The organism is Pseudarthrobacter phenanthrenivorans Sphe3, from assembly GCF_000189535.1.
Lineage (GTDB): Bacteria > Actinomycetota > Actinomycetes > Actinomycetales > Micrococcaceae > Arthrobacter > Arthrobacter phenanthrenivorans.
Genome location: NC_015145.1, coordinates 1,849,966 through 1,865,473 on the forward strand (window position 1 = coordinate 1,849,966; position 15,508 = coordinate 1,865,473).

Genomic DNA, 15,508 nt, shown 5'->3' on the forward strand with positions numbered 1-15,508 from the left:
GTGGGCCCTTGGGGTGGTTGCTGGCTTACCTGCTGCGCCCTGTACGGAGGCAGTGGATTCACATCGGAGCGTTCTTTGTGATGCCGACCCTGGCCTTCTGGGCGGTGGCCGGCCAACTCGGCTTCGGCTGGCACCCCGGCTGGCTGGGACTATGGGCGGCAACCGTAGGTGCGGCCGCGGCGGTTGGCCGATGGTCCGTCCGCAAAGACGCGATCACCGCTGGCCCCGGGCCACTCCGAGCGCATGGAGATCAAGAGAAAGTTGGCAGTTGTGGGAAGTAATCGCCGGCGCCCCTGGAAGGGGGCGCTGATCTTCAGCGGACTGGTCTTGTTGGCCACTGTGGCCGTGATGGTCTTCGTGCCAACGAAGCAGGTGCTGCTGGAAATCGGAGCCATGTCCGCAGGCCTGCTCGCAGCTGCCCTCCTCGTGCGGTTCGGCGTGACCAAGCGGTGGATGAGCTCCGTCGTTCTCGTTGTGTTCATCGCAGTGTGGTTCGCACTAGGCACGGCAGGATATGCCTGGTTCGGCGGGTTCCTGGCGGGAGCATCTGCGGGGGTCGCTTGGGGCCGCACGGTTGAAAACCGCGCAAAGGCTGCCACATCCCAACGAAGGACTTCATAGGGGAGGGGCCAGATGAAGCCCCTGTCTGAAGCAGGGCGTCGTAAGGCCGGAACCATCGCCTGGATCCTGCTTGTCCTCGCCTCGCTGGGTCCTGATTGGTATCGGCCTGGCGCAGACCATGTTATTCATTTGGGCGCCCGAGCCGGCAATGCTCGAGAAGGCGCGGATCGGTGGTCTGTTCATCACGGCCGGCTGCGCGCTGTCACTCACGGCTGCCGCCTGGTCTCACCTCCGCAGCAACCCTGTCTGGGTGAGCATCTTTGTTGGATTACCGGGGCTTCTCGTTGGTTGGGCAGTAGTGGAGGACCCCTATAGCCTGCTGCGACACCTGGCTGCCGTCGTGTCATTCCCCCTGGCGCTGGGCGGGATTACCGAGGTCATCAGGGTCCGCGGCCGCCGGCAGCAGGACTGAACTGGAGTCCAGCCCAGGCGAGAGCAGCCTAGGGTGCGGAGATGACGATGTTTTTGTGGATGGGCTTCCACCCGTCGCCGACGAGCTTGTCGACGTCAAAGCCGTCGGACATCAAGACGGTCTCAACGACCCCTGTGCCACTAACACGAACGATCTCCCTGTCATCCCTCAAGTCCGAGCATCCTGCAATCCAGGAGGCATTCCCGTCCTCCGGCAAGGCAGCGACGCAAGCGCGTTTCCCGTCGGCGCTCTTTGCTCCGAAATACCTGATCTCATTGTGCTCGACCAGGAATCTCACGCTGCTGGCAGGGATCTCCTCCTCCGGCCAGATGGTGATGCCAGCGGGAAGCTGGTCCTGTTCATTGGCTGGGCTGTCCAAGGCACTGATATTTGGGGCCGACGTGCAGCCGGCCAGCAGGAATACCGTGGCGAGTGTTGCGGTAGGAATGTGGTGGTTTTTCATAGCGCTGCCCCCTCAGGCTTATGGTCCTGCCAGCCTACAGTTCACCTCCGGTGGTGAAGGGTGGCGTAGGCTCAGGGACATGTCACGTTTTGGGGGAGCACGGCAGGTATGGTGCTCGTGTGCCTTCTTGGCGGCGGCGGTTGCGGTCGGCGCAGGGCTGACCAGTTGTGAATACCAGGACGGTTTCAGCGAGCCGTCACGTGGCGCAACAGCCGTCTCTCGAGTACCACAAGTGCCTGCAACGAAGCCTTCTCATGTTCTAGATCTTGAGCAGGGCAACCGGGCGAAGCTGGACGAGGTGCTGGGGGTCCCAACGAGGGATGCCTATCTGGACGTGACCGAGATGATCAGTGGCAAAATGAATTCCTTCGTGGTGAACGGTCAGGTTCCCGCTGACGGAAGCTACGACATCACAATTGCCTGCATTGGCACTTCGAAAGCCAGAATGATCTTGGACCAGAGCACGCCTGGCGCGAGCCCGTTCAACCACTCCTTCGATTTCACGTGCGGCACGCCCAATGTCCGGACTGTTGAGCTGCGGTCTGGGGGAATGACGGTCGACGTCATGAACGGAGAAGTCGATGAGTCTGAGTGGGGAACGGGTGCATTCGCGTCAGTACGCATCACTGCCGCTATTCAGTGATCCAGGGGCAGCTGTGGCCGGCGGAGGGACAGCAGGCCGTGTCGGGCCCCCGGCGGCTACGTCGAGGCCCGGAAGGCAGCATAGCCATCGCGGCCGTAGACGCCACTGCAGTGAGTTGTGGCAACCCGGTCGGGGACCTGCCGGGGAACTTCGCCGACTGGGTAACAGCCCACGGGGCCGACGAACCTGAATGGCGGGAATCCCTCGAAGAGCTGTCGGAACGTTTGCGCGCGGCCCTGCAGTAAGTTTTGACTACCCCGGTCTGCTCAAAACAGGGGGATTCAAGTCGTTTAAGGTCCCACAAAACGGAGCATAATGTCAGCAAGAGCCTCCGTGCTGGGAAAGGCGTCACAGGGCTGGTCGGCCGAGGCCAGCAGTCAGAGGAGCTCCCATGACAATCCTGAGAATGACACCCGAAGCTGAAGCCACCGGCCTTATCGCCGAAATCTACGAAGCCGACCGGCATTCACTTGGCTACGTGCCGAGCCACACCAAGGCCATGAGTCTGAACCCAGAGGCGTTCCTTGCCTGGGAATCACTGACCAAGGCGATCAGCAGCTCTCTCGGTCTACGCCGCTACGAGCTTGTGACCTTGGCCGCCGCCCAGGCTATCGGCTCGTCGCACTGCCGGCTTGCCCACGGGAAGAAGACCCTCAAGATCATCGGCGAAAAGCAGCTGCACGCCATCGCCAAAGACTTTCACAACGCGGGGTTGTCGGAGGCTGAGGTGGCCATGATGGATTACGCCGTCAAGCTAAGCACCGACGTGGCCACCATGACGGACGCGGACGCCCAGCGACTGCGCGACGCCGGCTTCAGTGACCGTGAAATCGTCGACATCACCATGGCCGCGGCGGCCCGGAACTTCTTCAGCCGCGCCCTGCTGGCCATGGGTGTGGAACTCGACGTACCCGAGGGGATCAGCGAGGAACTGCAGAGCGCGCTGCTGACACCCTTGTTCCCGATGCGGGTTCCCGGAGTGGGCGGCGCCCTCAGCCGGTGAAAATATTGCCATGCCGGTGAAACCGCTTGGAACGCTTTTCTGGGGCACGTTCCAGATGGAGTGGCTTGGCGGCTCCGCTGGAAGGGGAAACCCTGGGATATTTCCGCAACGCGGGCACGAAAAAGGTGCGCCCCGTTCGCTGAGCGCACCCTTCTCGATTCCCCTCGCAGCCGCCTCCCAAATCGACTGCCATAGGGTCATTGCTTATGAGCGATAAAACCACCGACCGCCTGTCTCATTCCCTTCAGCGCGTCATCATTGTCCACGGATACGAGGCGGCGCCGGACGCCCACTGGTTCCCTTGGCTCCAAAACACCCTGGAGGCTGAAGGCGTCCGCGTCACTGCCGTTCCCCTCCCGGATCCAGACGCCCCGGAAGTGACAGGATGGGAGAACGCTGTCGGTGCAGCACTCGGGGTACCGGACGCGGGAACGGTGATAGTTGCGCATTCCCTCGGTGCAATCACCGCTCTGCGCGTGCTGGCCGGCCTTTCGGAGGTGTGGGAGTTGGGCGGCATTGTCTTGGTGGCCGGGTTCGTTGAGCCACTGGAGTCATTGCCGGAACTGGACCGTTACCTTTCAATGGGAGTTGACGTAGAACGCTTGGCCCAAAGCATTCGATCACGAACCGTGATCCGGTCTGAAACGGATCCCTTTGTTCCGCCCGCAGCCTCGGATGAGCTCGCTAAACGCCTCGACGCGCAGGTACAAGTCCACCCGGAAGCCGGACACTTCATGGCCAAAGATGGGGTGACCAGATTCCCAGCTGTGCTCGACCTGTTACGGTCGCGCTAGGGAAACACCTAGACGACGGCGCCGTCGTTGAGGCGGGCACCTTGGCTGCGGCGGGGGAGTCCACTGGCCCACCAAGCGATAATCAGCCCTGCAGTGGCCGCCCCGCCGGCGTAGATCCAGGGCGAGGACCATGACCCTTCGGGGGTGGGAGTAGCAAAGGCAACCACGAGGGCAGCCACGGCCAGAAGTACCTCCGTTGCCGCCTGCAGGGGCTTGGCCCGGTACCCAGGGTGGGCCAGCCGGACCAGGGGGATGATCGGGAGTAGGAAAAGGCCGAGGCTGAAAATCACCCACATGATGTTGAACGTGTAGATCGTCATGCCCAGCACCAGCAGCCCCAGGAATTTCAGCACCTGCACTGCAGGGAGCGGGTTCTCCGGAGTCCACCGGCTCAGGAGCAGCCCCCAGGCCGGGAGCCCGAGCAGCCAGCCGCCGCACCAGAAACCGATGTCCAGCAGGGCCAGTAAGACGAGCAGGGTTCCGGGTAGCAGGAATGCAATGATCTGATGTGGTGACGGTTCTTTCCTGGTCGGGCCGAAGGTACAGGAGTCCACCCGAAATGGGCGGGAGGTCGGAGGATTTAAGGTTCCTGGCAGCCCGGGAAATCCGGAATGGCCAGTCCCTTCGCGAAAAACGTAACTACCGGTTGCCCAATACTAAGTACCCTTATTGAGCATGTCGAGGGGGTACGGGCCGAAACAATTTCCGAGGGTTCTGCTTCAGCCCTCCATTGTCACGTCGCCCGCGAACCGGTTTGCCCAAGAGCAACACTGCAAAAGTCAGGCCCGAACAGACCTGGGTTTGCAGGAAGGCCTGGTCTCAGCGGGAAACGGAGTCAACGATCTGGCTTGGTCCGTAACGCTGCAGTAACGCTCACGTCATTAGGGTCCCACTACCTTTACATTGCGTTCACGGTGCCCGGGGAGCTGACATGGCCAATCTCAGGCTTTGGAAAGAGATACAGGAGCGATTGCCCAATGGACGCGATTCCTTAGCTGATGCCGCGCAAGGGCTCGGATTCTGCGGACTCTGTAAAAAGCCGGCTACGCCAACATTGGGCCAGTTTCGAATAAGCGTTTGCTTGCCTAGCCCGGAGGACGACGGGGGACCCTTGGCCACTGAGGACCGTTCACTTCGAACGGCGCTGTCATGAGCCTCTGGGACGATCTCCCGTCCGACGTCCGCAACACCGGAGCACTGGATCCGCTGGAAAATGCCCTCAGGGCGATTGACACCGCCGGGCTGCCGCCGCGCGAGATCACCGATGTGGATGGCACCTGGAGCGTGCGATCCGTCGCGGTGGACGTACCGCAGCTTGCCGGGGTCAGCGTCGACCCCGCGACCGGCCGCTGGGGCGGCGCCGGGTCCTCCACGCCCATCGAGCTCACCGGCACCCAGGCCACCATCGCGTACGGCCGCCACCTGACTGGCCCGGGCGGCACCGAGGACGGCGGCTGGCACCTCGACCTGGACGTGCCCGGGATCCGGCTGCTCGTGCCCTACCTGCGGGGTGCGATGCTGGACACGCGCGGCCAGCTGGTCTTCGACCCGGCCAACCCGCAGGTCAGGTTCATCCTGCCGCGTATCGTCATCCGGACCATGCAACTGGCCGGGGCCACGGTCGGCACCCGGCTGCGCTCGGCGTCGACCTCGGGCAACCCCGTCGACGACATCTACTCCTTCATCCGCATGACCCCGGGCCACGCGCTTATCGGCCCGGGCAATACCGTCGGCTTCGCGTTCCGCACCGCCGAGCTCGACCTCTCAGCCCTGGCGGACCCGCCCGGCCTGCCACCCGGGGCGCGAGCCGTCCCCGGCGAGTGGCAGGGACTGCACCTGCCGGAGGTCCGGCTGTTCGTGGCCCCGGACGGGCTCGAGGGCCTGGCCGTGTCGGCGGGCGTCCGGGACCTGTGGATCGGGATCGGAGTTCACGACGGCGTGACGGGGGCCTTTAGTGCCGAGGTCGTCAACCGCGGCGGCTCCCCGACAGTGCTGGCCCGGTTCATCAGCCCGGCCGGGCGGCACATCGCGGCGGTCGCCGGCGGGGCGGTCGAGGCACCGGACCAGAGCGTGTTCCTCGTCGACGCCTCGGGCGGGCTGGCCCCGCACACCATCAGGATCCAGGTCGTCGGCGGGCCGACGGTCGCGGGGGACCGGCTGCCCGTGACGGTGCCCGCGGCCGGCACTGTCGAGCTGCGGGTCACGGTTACCGACGCCGGCGGGAACTCCCACGGCCCGGCCTCCTTCCGGGCGCTGCGGCCTGCCGCCGGGGAGGGGGCAGCTCCGGCGCTGGCGAACCCGGCCGCCCTGCGGCTGCTGACGCCCGAGCGCGGGCGGATGGTCATCGTCTCCCAGACCGCCGCCGACGTGACCGTGCGGCTCGGCCCCGACGTGCCCGCCGACTGGGCGTGGCCCGGCGGCAACTCAACGGGCACCCGGGCCACCGTCCCTGTGATGGCCGGCAGTACCGCGGCGGTCTCCGGTACCCCGACCCAGCCCGCGGACGCGCGCCCGACCACGCTGGACTGCTACTTCCGGTTCAACCACCCCTTCCCGAGCGAGACCACCGACGCCTGGTGGCGCAACCCGTCCAACACCGGCTCTGCACCTGCGTCCGGGCAGACCGCCGCCCCGGCCGGGCAGGCCTTCACCGACCTTGCGCGGTCCCGGCAGGCCGACATCGGCGCAACCCCGCTCGTCGTGGACGGCTACGCCTCCTACGAGGGCAACGACACCCCCACGAAGCGGACCAGCAACCTGGAACTCAGCCGGCGCCGCCTCGACGCGGCAGTCGAAATCCTGCGCGACCTGGGCTACACCGCGACCGCAGGCACCCCCCACGGCCACGCCGACGCCCGCGACCACACGCCGCTGAACCCGCCCGAAGCGGCTCCGGCCGAGACCTCAGGGGAATGGTGGCTCGCCCGCGCCAGGGCCGCCGCGCCGCCAGCCCCGGAGACCGTCCGCGCCGAGCTGTCCCGTCCGGCGGCCAGCCAGCCGCCCGGGCAGCGCGACCCCCAGCCCCCCGATACCGGCCGGCCGGACTGCTTCCGCCGGCTCGGCGTGGAGGTCGAGCTGATCCGGACCACGTTCGTCCGGCTCGAGATCTGGGGCGAGTTCGACGTCCAGACGGCCATCGAGGCCTCGCTCGACGAGGGCGGCCAACCGCCGCTGGGCGGGCGCGGCGCCAACCCCGGCGACGGCCTGTGCGCGTTCCGGGTCCGGCTCCGGTTGGCCACCGACCGCGAGTCCTGGCAGGTCTTCGGGGAGTTCCGTGCCCTCGAAGCGGACCTCGACGGGCTCTGGGAGGGCCGCCACACCGACGCCGGCATCGACGCCGGCAGCCTCAACGTGCTTGGAGCGCTGGCCGTGATGGGCACCCTCGCCGCCGGCGCCGCCGACCTCTCCCCGGCAGCCGGGACCCTCGTCCAGCTCGGCTCGGTCGCGCTTGGCGCCAGCAGCCTCGTGCGGACCCGCATCCTGACCCTGCGCGGCGCCGAGGTCATGGTGAGCGACGGCGTCATCGCGCCGGACGGATCAACCGCCAGCGACCGCGGCACGCAGGTCAGCGTCCTGCTGGACGTGGAGGTGCAGTTCTGGTTCGACCTGGCCGTGATCCGCGTGCCCGAGGACCGGCCGATCCGCACCCGCTACAAGGCCGTCGGCGTCCGGTCGGAGTGGGGCACCGGCACCGAGGTCGAATACGTGCCGATTCCGGTGTTCGACCCCAACCGTGGCTACGAGCTCGACATCCAGCCCGGCTCCCTCATCGCGAAGCCGCCGCTGGACGAGATCCTGCGCGTGTTCGGCGTGCGCGTCAGCCGCGACAACCCGACCTACCTCGAGGTCGAGGCAGGCATCGACGTCCCGCTGGGCCCCGTGACTGTGGACACCATCCGGGTCCGGGCGAGGCTCGACGCCGTCGAGCTGCCGCAGCTGACCAAGCTCGGCGCCACGCTCGATATCCCCGGAACGGTCCACGGCGCGGGCTCGATCGAGCTCACCGGCGCCGGGTTCAAGGCGGCGTTCGACCTGACCATCGTGCCGCTGAGTATCCGCGCCGCAGCGACCCTCGCGATCGAGACCAAGGCCGGCGTCACCGGCCTCCTGATCGGTGTCGAGGTCGAGTTCCCCGCGCCCCTGCCGCTGGGCAACTCCGGCCTGGCCCTGTACGGGCTGCTCGGCGGGGTCGGCGTCAACTACGCCCGGCTCGAGAACCCGGCGGCGCGGGTCCCGGCACTCGACTGGCTCATGGCGCAGCTTGCCCCGCCGCGCAAGAGCGTGATGCACCCGGACGGTTGGACGCACACGGCCGGCTCCTTCGCCGTCGCGGCCGGATTGCTGCTCGGGACCACCGAGGGCGGGTTCATCCTGCACCTCAAGGGCATCATCCTCATCGAGGTGCCCGGGCCGCGGTTGCTGCTCGTGATGAAGGCGGACGTCCTGAGCCTCCCGCCCGCCCTGGGCTCCGCCCAGGAGGCGACCTTCCTCGCGGTGCTGGACATAGACTTCGGTGCCGGCACGATCACCGTCGGCGTCGTCGCGGACTACTCCATCGAGCGGATCCTCCGCATCCACGTCCCGGTCACTGCATTCTTCGACGCGCGGAACCCAGAGAAGTGGCTCGTTGACCTCGGCTCCTACGACGACCGGGTGACCGTGAAGGTGCTCGACGTGTTCACCGGCACGGGCTACCTCATGGTGCATGGCGACGGCATCGCCATCCCGCCCCTGCCGGCCACGACCGGCTTGTCCGTGGCCACCGGCTTCCACATCCAGGCCGTGCTGATGGGCTCCAAGGCCGCCCGGCTGTACGTCGAGGCGGCGGCGGGGTTCGACGCCGTGCTTGGCTTCGACCCGTTCTTCCTGGCCGGCAAGGTCTACGTCCGGGGCGAGCTGCGGCTGTTCATCGTCTCGATCGGCGTGAGCGCCGAGCTCACGCTCATGGTCGGCACGCGGATCCAGGACGGCGTGCCTCGCGACGACCCGTACCTGCATGGGGAGGTCTGCGGCAGGGTCGACTTCTTCTTCTTCAGCGTCAAGGGCTGCGTCGGGATCACCATCGGGCACGAACCGGATCCGGACCCGCCCGTGCGCGACCTCGTCGCCGGACTGTCCCTCGCCGGGCGGACGCCGGCGCTGCTCGAGGGCACCGCCGGCCGGCCCGCCGACTCGACCGTCGGCCACGCCGCCGGGGTGGACGGTGCCATCGTCCATGGCGAGGTGCCGACCGTGCCGCTTGATGCCGTCCCCGTGCTCAGGTTCCAGGTGGCCCCCGACGCCGAGGGTCTGAGCGTGCTGGGCCAGGCACCGCTCGGCTCGACCGGGGCGGCGGGTCCCGGCGCCTGGCGCCGGATCGGGGAGCGCTGGTGGGCCTACAAGGTCACGGGCGTCACCCTCAGCGGCGCCCTCACCGCGGGCATGACGCCGTCGGTCTGGTGGAGCGCGTCGGCGCCCGGCTCGTCCACTGCCGAGCCGCCGGCGCTGGCCCTGCTGCACTGGCTGCCGACGCCGTTCACCAGCACCGTCACGTATGGCGAGGTGCTGCGCGAGCAGGTCGAGCACCGCTGGGGGACCGTCTGCCGCCCGGCCGCGCCGCCCCAGCCGCAGCTCTGGACCTTCCTGGGTGAGGCGCTCGGGCCCAGCGCGACCGGTTGGCGGCTCGATCCGGTGCTGTGGCCGGACCCCGACGGGCTGCTGCGGACTGCCCCGGCTGGCCGCCGGCTCCGGGTCACTGAACAGTGGCGCACGGGGGACGCCGCAGCGGACCTGCTCGCGGGCGGAGCCCCGGCCGAGGTGGCCGGCGACGCCGTCGCCTGCCCCACCGACCGCACCCCGCCCGAGGACCCGTTCAGCCGCTGGGGCCGGGACAACGGCCCCCTTGACCCGACCACTTGGGCGGGTGCCGGGGCCGCCACCTACGCCGAACTGGCCGAGCTGCTCGCCGCCGGCGCCACCGTCAACGACGTGGCCGGGCATTGGCTCGAGCGCAGCCCCGACCCCGAGGCCGGCCGGCTCAAGGGCTGCGAGGGACGCATCCTCGCCTCGCCCGTGCGCACCGACGGCGAGCCGCTGACCGGCAGCCAGGCCGACCGGGAGCTCGTTGAGCGGGCCCGGCAGGAGGCCGGCTGGCGGCCCGACCCGCTGGCCGACGCCGTCGCGTTCTCGCTCGGGGAGGACCTCGCCGCGTTCGACCTGCTGCTGCTCGTTCCCCGGGAGAAGCACCGGACCCTGCTCGTCGAGGTCCGCTCGGCGGCGGGGGAGGCCCTCGACCGCCGCGAGGTGGACTGGGCGGCGATGGTCGGCCCCGCAAACCCCCTGCCAAAGCGCTGGGTCGCCCACGACGGGCCCTGGGCGGAGCCGGTCGAGCTGGCCGGGCGCATGGCTGCGAAGATCGCCGGGGCCGACCGGGACCGGCCGATGCCCGCCCTGATCCGCTGGGAGGAGCTGCCGGAGGGTGCGGCCGCCGTCGTCGTCGGCTGGGGCGAGGAGCACGGCCAGCAGATCCGCGCCCAGCGCTACTGGGTGGTCGCGGCTGCGGGCCTGAGCCGGGCCGAGGTGCGCCGGTACGAGTACGACGAGACGGTCGTCTCCCGCGACCGGGACGCGCTCGAGACCGGCCTGACGCAGGACCCCTCCGACCACGCCCTGCTCAAGCCGGGGCAGACCTACGACGTCACCGTGGGCTGGACGTACGACGTCGAGACCGGCGACGAGGTCCCGACGCGGACACCGTCCTTCGCCGACGAGCACACGCAGACCTTCCGGTTCGCGACCGCCCCGGCGTCCGAGGTCCCCGCCGACCTGGGGCCGTGGCTGCTCGACACCAACCCGGGGATGGGCGATGCCGGCGTGTTCTGCCGGGAGCCGCTGCGGATCACTCTCGCCACCCAGAACGTGCTCCGGCTGTTCGATGCCTACGACCACAGGCTCGAGGTGACCGTGCTCGCCGCATCGGGCCACCACCCGGTCCCGCCGGGCGGGGGAGTCGCTGGCCAGGCGCTCGTGCTGCCCGTCGAGGCGGTGCTCGCCGCCGGCTCGGTGCTGCAGCCCAAGGCCAACGCCGTCGTGCTCAATCCGTGGGACCGGGCCGTCGGGGAGCTCGTGGACGCCCTCGAGTGCATCGAGGCCGGCAACGTCACCCGGGAGGTTGAAGAGATCGTGCTGGCGTACGAGCTCGAGCCGCTGACCGACTACCTCCTCGATATCCATGCGGTGCCGGCCGGCGGCGCCGGGCCGCGGAAGCGGGTGCACCGGGCGAACTTCACCACCTCCCGCTTTGACGGGCCCGACCATCTGGCCTCGTGGATCGCGCCGGCGCCGATCGACCACCGCCTGGTCCGCGACGCCGCCCCGCTGGCCGGGCTGCCTGACAGGCCGACCGGGCGGGAGTGGGACGACGCCGTGCAGCTGGCCGGGCTGCCCGTCCCGCAGACCCCGTCCGCGCCGGCGGTGCAGGTCTGGTGGTCGGCCGACGCCGTTCCGCAGCCGCTCGCCGTCGTCATCGAGTGCTCCGAGCAGCTCGTGCGGGAGCGCGTCATGCCGGTCCAGCTGAGCTCGCCGCCCGACGGCGTCGACCCCTCGCACGCGTGGTGGGCCGCCCGGCCGGCGACCTGGCTGGACGTGCGGCCGGCCGTGACGCCCCCGGACCCGGGGGCCGCCGCAAGCGTCGGGCGGGTGGTCAGCGGGCCCGGCGGCACCCGGGCGATGGTGTTGCTGGCCGCGGGGCAGCGCGGCCGGCGCCTGACCCTCGAACTGGTGCAGGCCCCAGACCCGCTCGCGGCCGACCCGGGCCGGGCCGTCACGATCGTCGACGTGACCCTGACAGGGGCACCGTGGGAGGTGGAGTTCTGATGCGCGCGCACGACGTGAGGAAGTTCCGGGCCGTGGGCGCACGGCTCGACTGGCTGGACATCGCCCGCCGCATGCTGCGGGCCGGGCACGGCGAGGGGATCGACGACGCGCTGCTGGAGCGGCTCAAGGAGCGCGGCCCGGATACCCGGCTGGCCTGGGGTTGCTCCGCAGACCTGGGCGTGCCACGCGATGCCTTCACGGTGTGGGCCCGGCCGGTGCGGGACCGCCGGCTGCAGGATGCCGGGCTGGTGGGAGTCCCCGTCGACGAGGGGGAGCTGGTCTGGTGGGAGTCCCCGTCGACGAGGGGGAGCTGGTCTGGTGGGGCGGCGAGGAGGCCGCGCACGTGCAGGTCCGGTGCCAGGTGCAGGACCCGGTACGGCCGGTCGCGTTGTTCCTGCTGCGGACCGGACTGGAGCCGGCCGGCGCCGTCGGCACGGCCGCCGTGGCGTCTGCCGGCAGCCCCACCGTGACGCTTACCGCCAGCGCGGGTGCGGCCACCCACGCCGTCCTGGTCAACGCGCACGCCCTCGCGGTGCGGATCCAGCCCGTGCAGGAGGTGGTCGCCGCCGACGACTGGCAGCCGCTCGAGCGCGTTGGCCTGCCGGTCGACGGCCACGAGCTCGGCGAGTACGTTCCCGACGAGCAGGGCCTCCTCGTCGCGCCGGCCGCCCCGCCGAAGGCCGCCGCCCAGCGCATCGACCGGGCAGGGGTGCCGCTCGGCTGGTACCCCGTGACTGAGACCGGCCGGGCCGCCCCGCCGTGGAAGCCGTCGGACCCCGACGGGCTGGTCGAGGAGACCCGCAAGTTCCTCCTGCCCGAGCTGCGGCCGCTCTACGCGTCCGGGACAGCCGAGACGGATCAGCACGCGCTCGAGGACCGGCGCGCCGTCGACCCTCCCTCCCGCGCCGACGGCACCGCCGCCGACCAGCCCGCGACCGCCCGGCTCAAGCCGCTCGCCCTCCTGCTGCTGGCCGCGGGTACCGACCCGGCGGCGAACCTCGCGACGGGTTTCGGCACCGCCTACCGGGCCGCCGACCTGGCGCAGCTTATGCCCGACCGGCAGGGCGAGCTCGAGTACCTGGTCACCGGGCACTACCGGCGCTCTCTCCTCGGGGACGGCGTCGAGGTAGCGGCGTACGTCCCGCCGGTGCAGCGGCACGAGGTGGTACCGCCGGTCGTGGACCTGCAGGCTGCGCGGGCGGCGCTGCTGCCGCCCGCGCTCCCCGACGGGCCGTTCCGCGAGGCGATTGAGGTCAGCTGGCGGCCGGGCCCGCGGCTGGCGACGATGACCGGGCCGGTGGCGCATGCCTTCGCCGGCTGGCGTCACGGCGCGGGGTCTGCCGAGGACCTGATCCCGGAGCGGCTGCTCGGCGGGTCCCAGCCGCGGGCCATTCCCCGTCCCGACGCCGACGGCACCACCCTGGCCGGCGCGGACCGGCCGAAAGTGGTTCAGGGCGACCAGGAGCTGCCGGTCGACGGGTCGATCGACCGGGGGTACGGGGTCGCGCAGTGCGACATCTTCGGCGTCTGGTCGCGCTGGGAGGACGTGGAGCTGACCACCTCCTCGCCAGGTGTGGCGCCGCCGCGGCTCGCGCACCTGGAGCTCGTGGCCACGTACGCGGGATCCCCGGTCTGCCCCTCGATGCTGACCGTGAACCTGGCCACGGAGTGGACGCAGCGCACGCCCGCGGCGATCGAGCTGCGCGCGCTGTTCTACCCGATGCCCACCGGCGCCACGCCGCCCCCGTTCGGGGCGCCGCCGACGCTGCCCCCGCCGGCGCCCAACCTCGGGCTGGCCAGCACCCTCACGTTCACCGGCGACGCGGCCACGGCGTCTGCGGGGACCGTGGTGCCGCTGCGCGAGGACGGCTCGGTCGCGCCGGGCTGGGGCGCCCCGGAGCAGGGCGGCGAGGCGCGCTCCTACCGACTCATGGTGCCCGGGCCCGGCCTGGACTTCGGGGCGGTCTCGCGCTGGGGAGTCCAGGTCTGGGCCCGGCAGACCGCGCCGGGCATCGCCGCCCCCAGCGTCTGGGTGCCCGTGCCCGGACAACCCGCCACGGCCGTCGCGGGCAGCCCCGTCCCCGCCGTGCCGACGCCCCCGCCGCTGCCGCCCGGGGTGCCGATGGGCAGCACCCCGGATGCGCAGGGCGTGTCCCACGTGAAGGTGGGCTGGTCAGGACTGGCTGGCCCGCACGTGGACCGGGTCGTCGTCTGGGAAGCCTCGGAGACCACGCTGCGCCAGCGGCTCGCGCCCGGCAGTCCGCCGGAGCGGACACTCCCGCTCGGCGTCCGGCTCCAGCAGCTGTGGAACCTGTACGACGCCGCGCCCGCCGCCCAGCGCCCCCTCGGCTTCCGCCGGGCCGCCGAGGTGCCCGCCGTCCCCGCCGCCGCCGACCTGGCCCTTGCCCGGGGGAGCGAGGACATCCACCTGTTCCTCGTCACTGCCGTCACCACCACAGGGGTCGAGTCGCCCTGGCCGGCCGGGGGAGTCGGCCTGCCCGCGCACGCCCACCTGCAAGCGGTGGCCGCGCCGCGGCTGCGGCGGCCCGCCATCCCGCTCATCCGGCCTGCCGTCCAGCCCGACGGCAGCCTCACCGTGGCAATTGAGGCGGCCTCGCCGATCCCAGTCACCGCCTTCGAAGTGTTCGCGACGCGGTCCGAGCTCGCGGCTCGCGACCACCTGACCATGGGGCCGCCGCTGGCCCACGTGCCGGCCAGTGCCGCATTCGACCCGGTGACGGCGGATCCGCGGCTGGACCCGATCACCCGCCAGCGGGTCTGGACCGCAGAGTGGTCCGGCGACCTGCCGCCCTCCTGGGAGCCGTGGCATCTGCGGGCCGTCGCCGTGCCGGAGCGCACGGTGCCCGTCTCCGCGGTCCGCGGCCTGGTGTCGCCGGCCTCGGACGTAGTCGCCGCCGTCGTCCTGCCCCCGGCGGCGCCGCAGCTCGACCCGCTGGTCGCGGAGGTGGTGGGGGCCGACCATACCGGGCTTCTGGTTAGGACGGCGACCACCGCCGCGGACCGGGTGGTGCCTGCCGGGTCGCATACGGTCCAGGTGACGCTGGGCGCGGTCACCGGTCCGGTCCAGCCGCTCGAGGCGACCGCGCGGGTGGCGGACGAGTCTTCCCCGCCCGACACCACCGCCGGCCCCGTCGTGCAGCGGCTGCCGCGCGCGGCCGGGCGCACGCCGCTGTTGGTCTGGGGCCGCCGCGGCGACCCGTCGGTGCCGGTCCAGGCAACCGTGCGCGTGGCCGACCCGTTTGGGCGGGTCGCGGAGCAAACTCTGCTCATCCCCGGCTGGGTCGAGCCGCGGCCCGATCTGACCCTGAAGATCATTGACGTGGTGCGAATTGCCGGTCGCGGCTATGTTGCGAGCCTGCTGACCAGTGCCGATGCCGCGACCGAACCGCGCCACGTCCTCACGGTCGTCGCTACACTGCCCGGCAGCATCCCGCCGGACCCCATCAGGCGCCGTCCCTTGCGCGGCTCCTGGAAGCTTCCGGACATTCCGACACGGCGGTCCCCTGTGCCACCACGGGGCGCAGAGATCATGGCCGTGCGGTCGAGGGACCCGCAGGGGACAGCGATCGGTCTGTGGATACCCGCTGGACGGATCGTCCGCCTTACCGCAGCCATCACCCACCCCACGGAAGGAGAGGTGAACGATAGCTGGCACCCCGCCTGACAGATCCCTCGGAGGGGCAGGGTTTCTGGAGGC

Annotated in this window: 10 protein-coding genes; 8 read left to right on the forward strand and 2 right to left on the reverse strand. The window is 70.4% G+C overall.

Translation table 11 applies throughout. The features are described 5' to 3' along the window. Positions 1-270 precede the first annotated feature (270 nt). Entirely contained in the window at positions 271-621 is a 351-nt protein-coding gene (locus tag ASPHE3_RS08510; protein WP_013600812.1) for a hypothetical protein, read from the forward strand. Between the two features lie 118 nt (positions 622-739). Further along, complete coding sequence (locus tag ASPHE3_RS08515; RefSeq protein WP_148258088.1) at positions 740-1,033, forward strand: hypothetical protein; 294 nt, start codon at positions 740-742, stop codon at positions 1,031-1,033. A gap of 28 nt (positions 1,034-1,061) precedes the next feature. On the opposite strand, the gene ASPHE3_RS08520 is transcribed toward ASPHE3_RS08515, so the two are convergent. Beyond that, positions 1,062-1,496 carry a hypothetical protein gene (locus tag ASPHE3_RS08520; protein WP_013600814.1) on the reverse strand — a complete coding sequence of 145 codons (435 nt, stop codon included), beginning with the start codon at positions 1,494-1,496 and terminating at the stop codon, positions 1,062-1,064. A 79-nt stretch (positions 1,497-1,575) separates the two neighbouring features. On the opposite strand from ASPHE3_RS08520, the gene ASPHE3_RS22020 reads away from it, so the two are divergent. From ASPHE3_RS22020 to ASPHE3_RS08535, 3 genes are all read left to right on the forward strand, one after another. Further along, a complete protein-coding gene (locus ASPHE3_RS22020; protein ID WP_141000416.1) occupies positions 1,576-2,139 on the forward strand; it encodes a hypothetical protein in 564 nt (187 codons plus the stop codon). 391 nt (positions 2,140-2,530) lie between these two features. Continuing rightward, positions 2,531-3,142 (forward strand): carboxymuconolactone decarboxylase family protein, encoded by a 612-nt coding sequence (locus ASPHE3_RS08530; RefSeq protein ID WP_013600816.1) that lies wholly within the window; start codon positions 2,531-2,533, stop codon positions 3,140-3,142. A 206-nt stretch (positions 3,143-3,348) separates the two neighbouring features. Then, the gene (locus ASPHE3_RS08535; protein ID WP_013600817.1) at positions 3,349-3,936 is read left to right on the forward strand and encodes an RBBP9/YdeN family alpha/beta hydrolase; all 588 of its coding nucleotides are present in this window, start codon (positions 3,349-3,351) and stop codon (positions 3,934-3,936) included. Between the two features lie 8 nt (positions 3,937-3,944). Here the strand turns inward: ASPHE3_RS08535 and ASPHE3_RS08540 are convergent, their stop codons facing one another. Further along, positions 3,945-4,490, reverse strand: a complete 546-nt coding sequence (locus tag ASPHE3_RS08540) for a hypothetical protein (RefSeq protein ID WP_013600818.1) — start codon at positions 4,488-4,490, stop codon at positions 3,945-3,947. Positions 4,491-5,085: 595 nt separating this feature from the next. On the opposite strand from ASPHE3_RS08540, the gene ASPHE3_RS08545 reads away from it, so the two are divergent. The 3 genes from ASPHE3_RS08545 to ASPHE3_RS08550 are packed head-to-tail and all read left to right on the forward strand — an operon-like array spanning position 5,086 to position 15,475. Beyond that, entirely contained in the window at positions 5,086-11,790 is a 6,705-nt protein-coding gene (locus ASPHE3_RS08545) for a DUF6603 domain-containing protein (RefSeq protein ID WP_013600819.1), read from the forward strand. Next, on the forward strand, positions 11,790-12,260 hold the full coding sequence (locus tag ASPHE3_RS22025; protein ID WP_148258089.1) for a hypothetical protein: 471 nt from the start codon (positions 11,790-11,792) through the stop codon (positions 12,258-12,260). Before ASPHE3_RS08545 ends, ASPHE3_RS22025 begins: the two co-directional genes overlap by 1 nt. Next, positions 12,257-15,475, forward strand: a complete 3,219-nt coding sequence (locus ASPHE3_RS08550; RefSeq protein ID WP_148258090.1) for a hypothetical protein — start codon at positions 12,257-12,259, stop codon at positions 15,473-15,475. The genes ASPHE3_RS22025 and ASPHE3_RS08550 overlap by 4 nt, the downstream gene beginning before the upstream one ends. The last annotated feature ends 33 nt before the right edge of the window (positions 15,476-15,508 follow it).

Bases quoted from the DNA above. Each gene is read 5' to 3' on its own strand.
- ASPHE3_RS08515 (WP_148258088.1), top strand. From the start codon at position 740: ATGTTATTCATTTGGGCGCCCGAGCCGGCAATGCTCGAGAAGGCGCGG.
- ASPHE3_RS08520 (WP_013600814.1), bottom strand. From the start codon at position 1,496: ATGAAAAACCACCACATTCCTACCGCAACACTCGCCACGGTATTCCTG.
- ASPHE3_RS22020 (WP_141000416.1), top strand. From the start codon at position 1,576: ATGTCACGTTTTGGGGGAGCACGGCAGGTATGGTGCTCGTGTGCCTTC.
- ASPHE3_RS08530 (WP_013600816.1), top strand. From the start codon at position 2,531: ATGACAATCCTGAGAATGACACCCGAAGCTGAAGCCACCGGCCTTATC.
- ASPHE3_RS08535 (WP_013600817.1), top strand. From the start codon at position 3,349: ATGAGCGATAAAACCACCGACCGCCTGTCTCATTCCCTTCAGCGCGTC.
- ASPHE3_RS08545 (WP_013600819.1), top strand. From the start codon at position 5,086: ATGAGCCTCTGGGACGATCTCCCGTCCGACGTCCGCAACACCGGAGCA.
- ASPHE3_RS22025 (WP_148258089.1), top strand. From the start codon at position 11,790: ATGCGCGCGCACGACGTGAGGAAGTTCCGGGCCGTGGGCGCACGGCTC.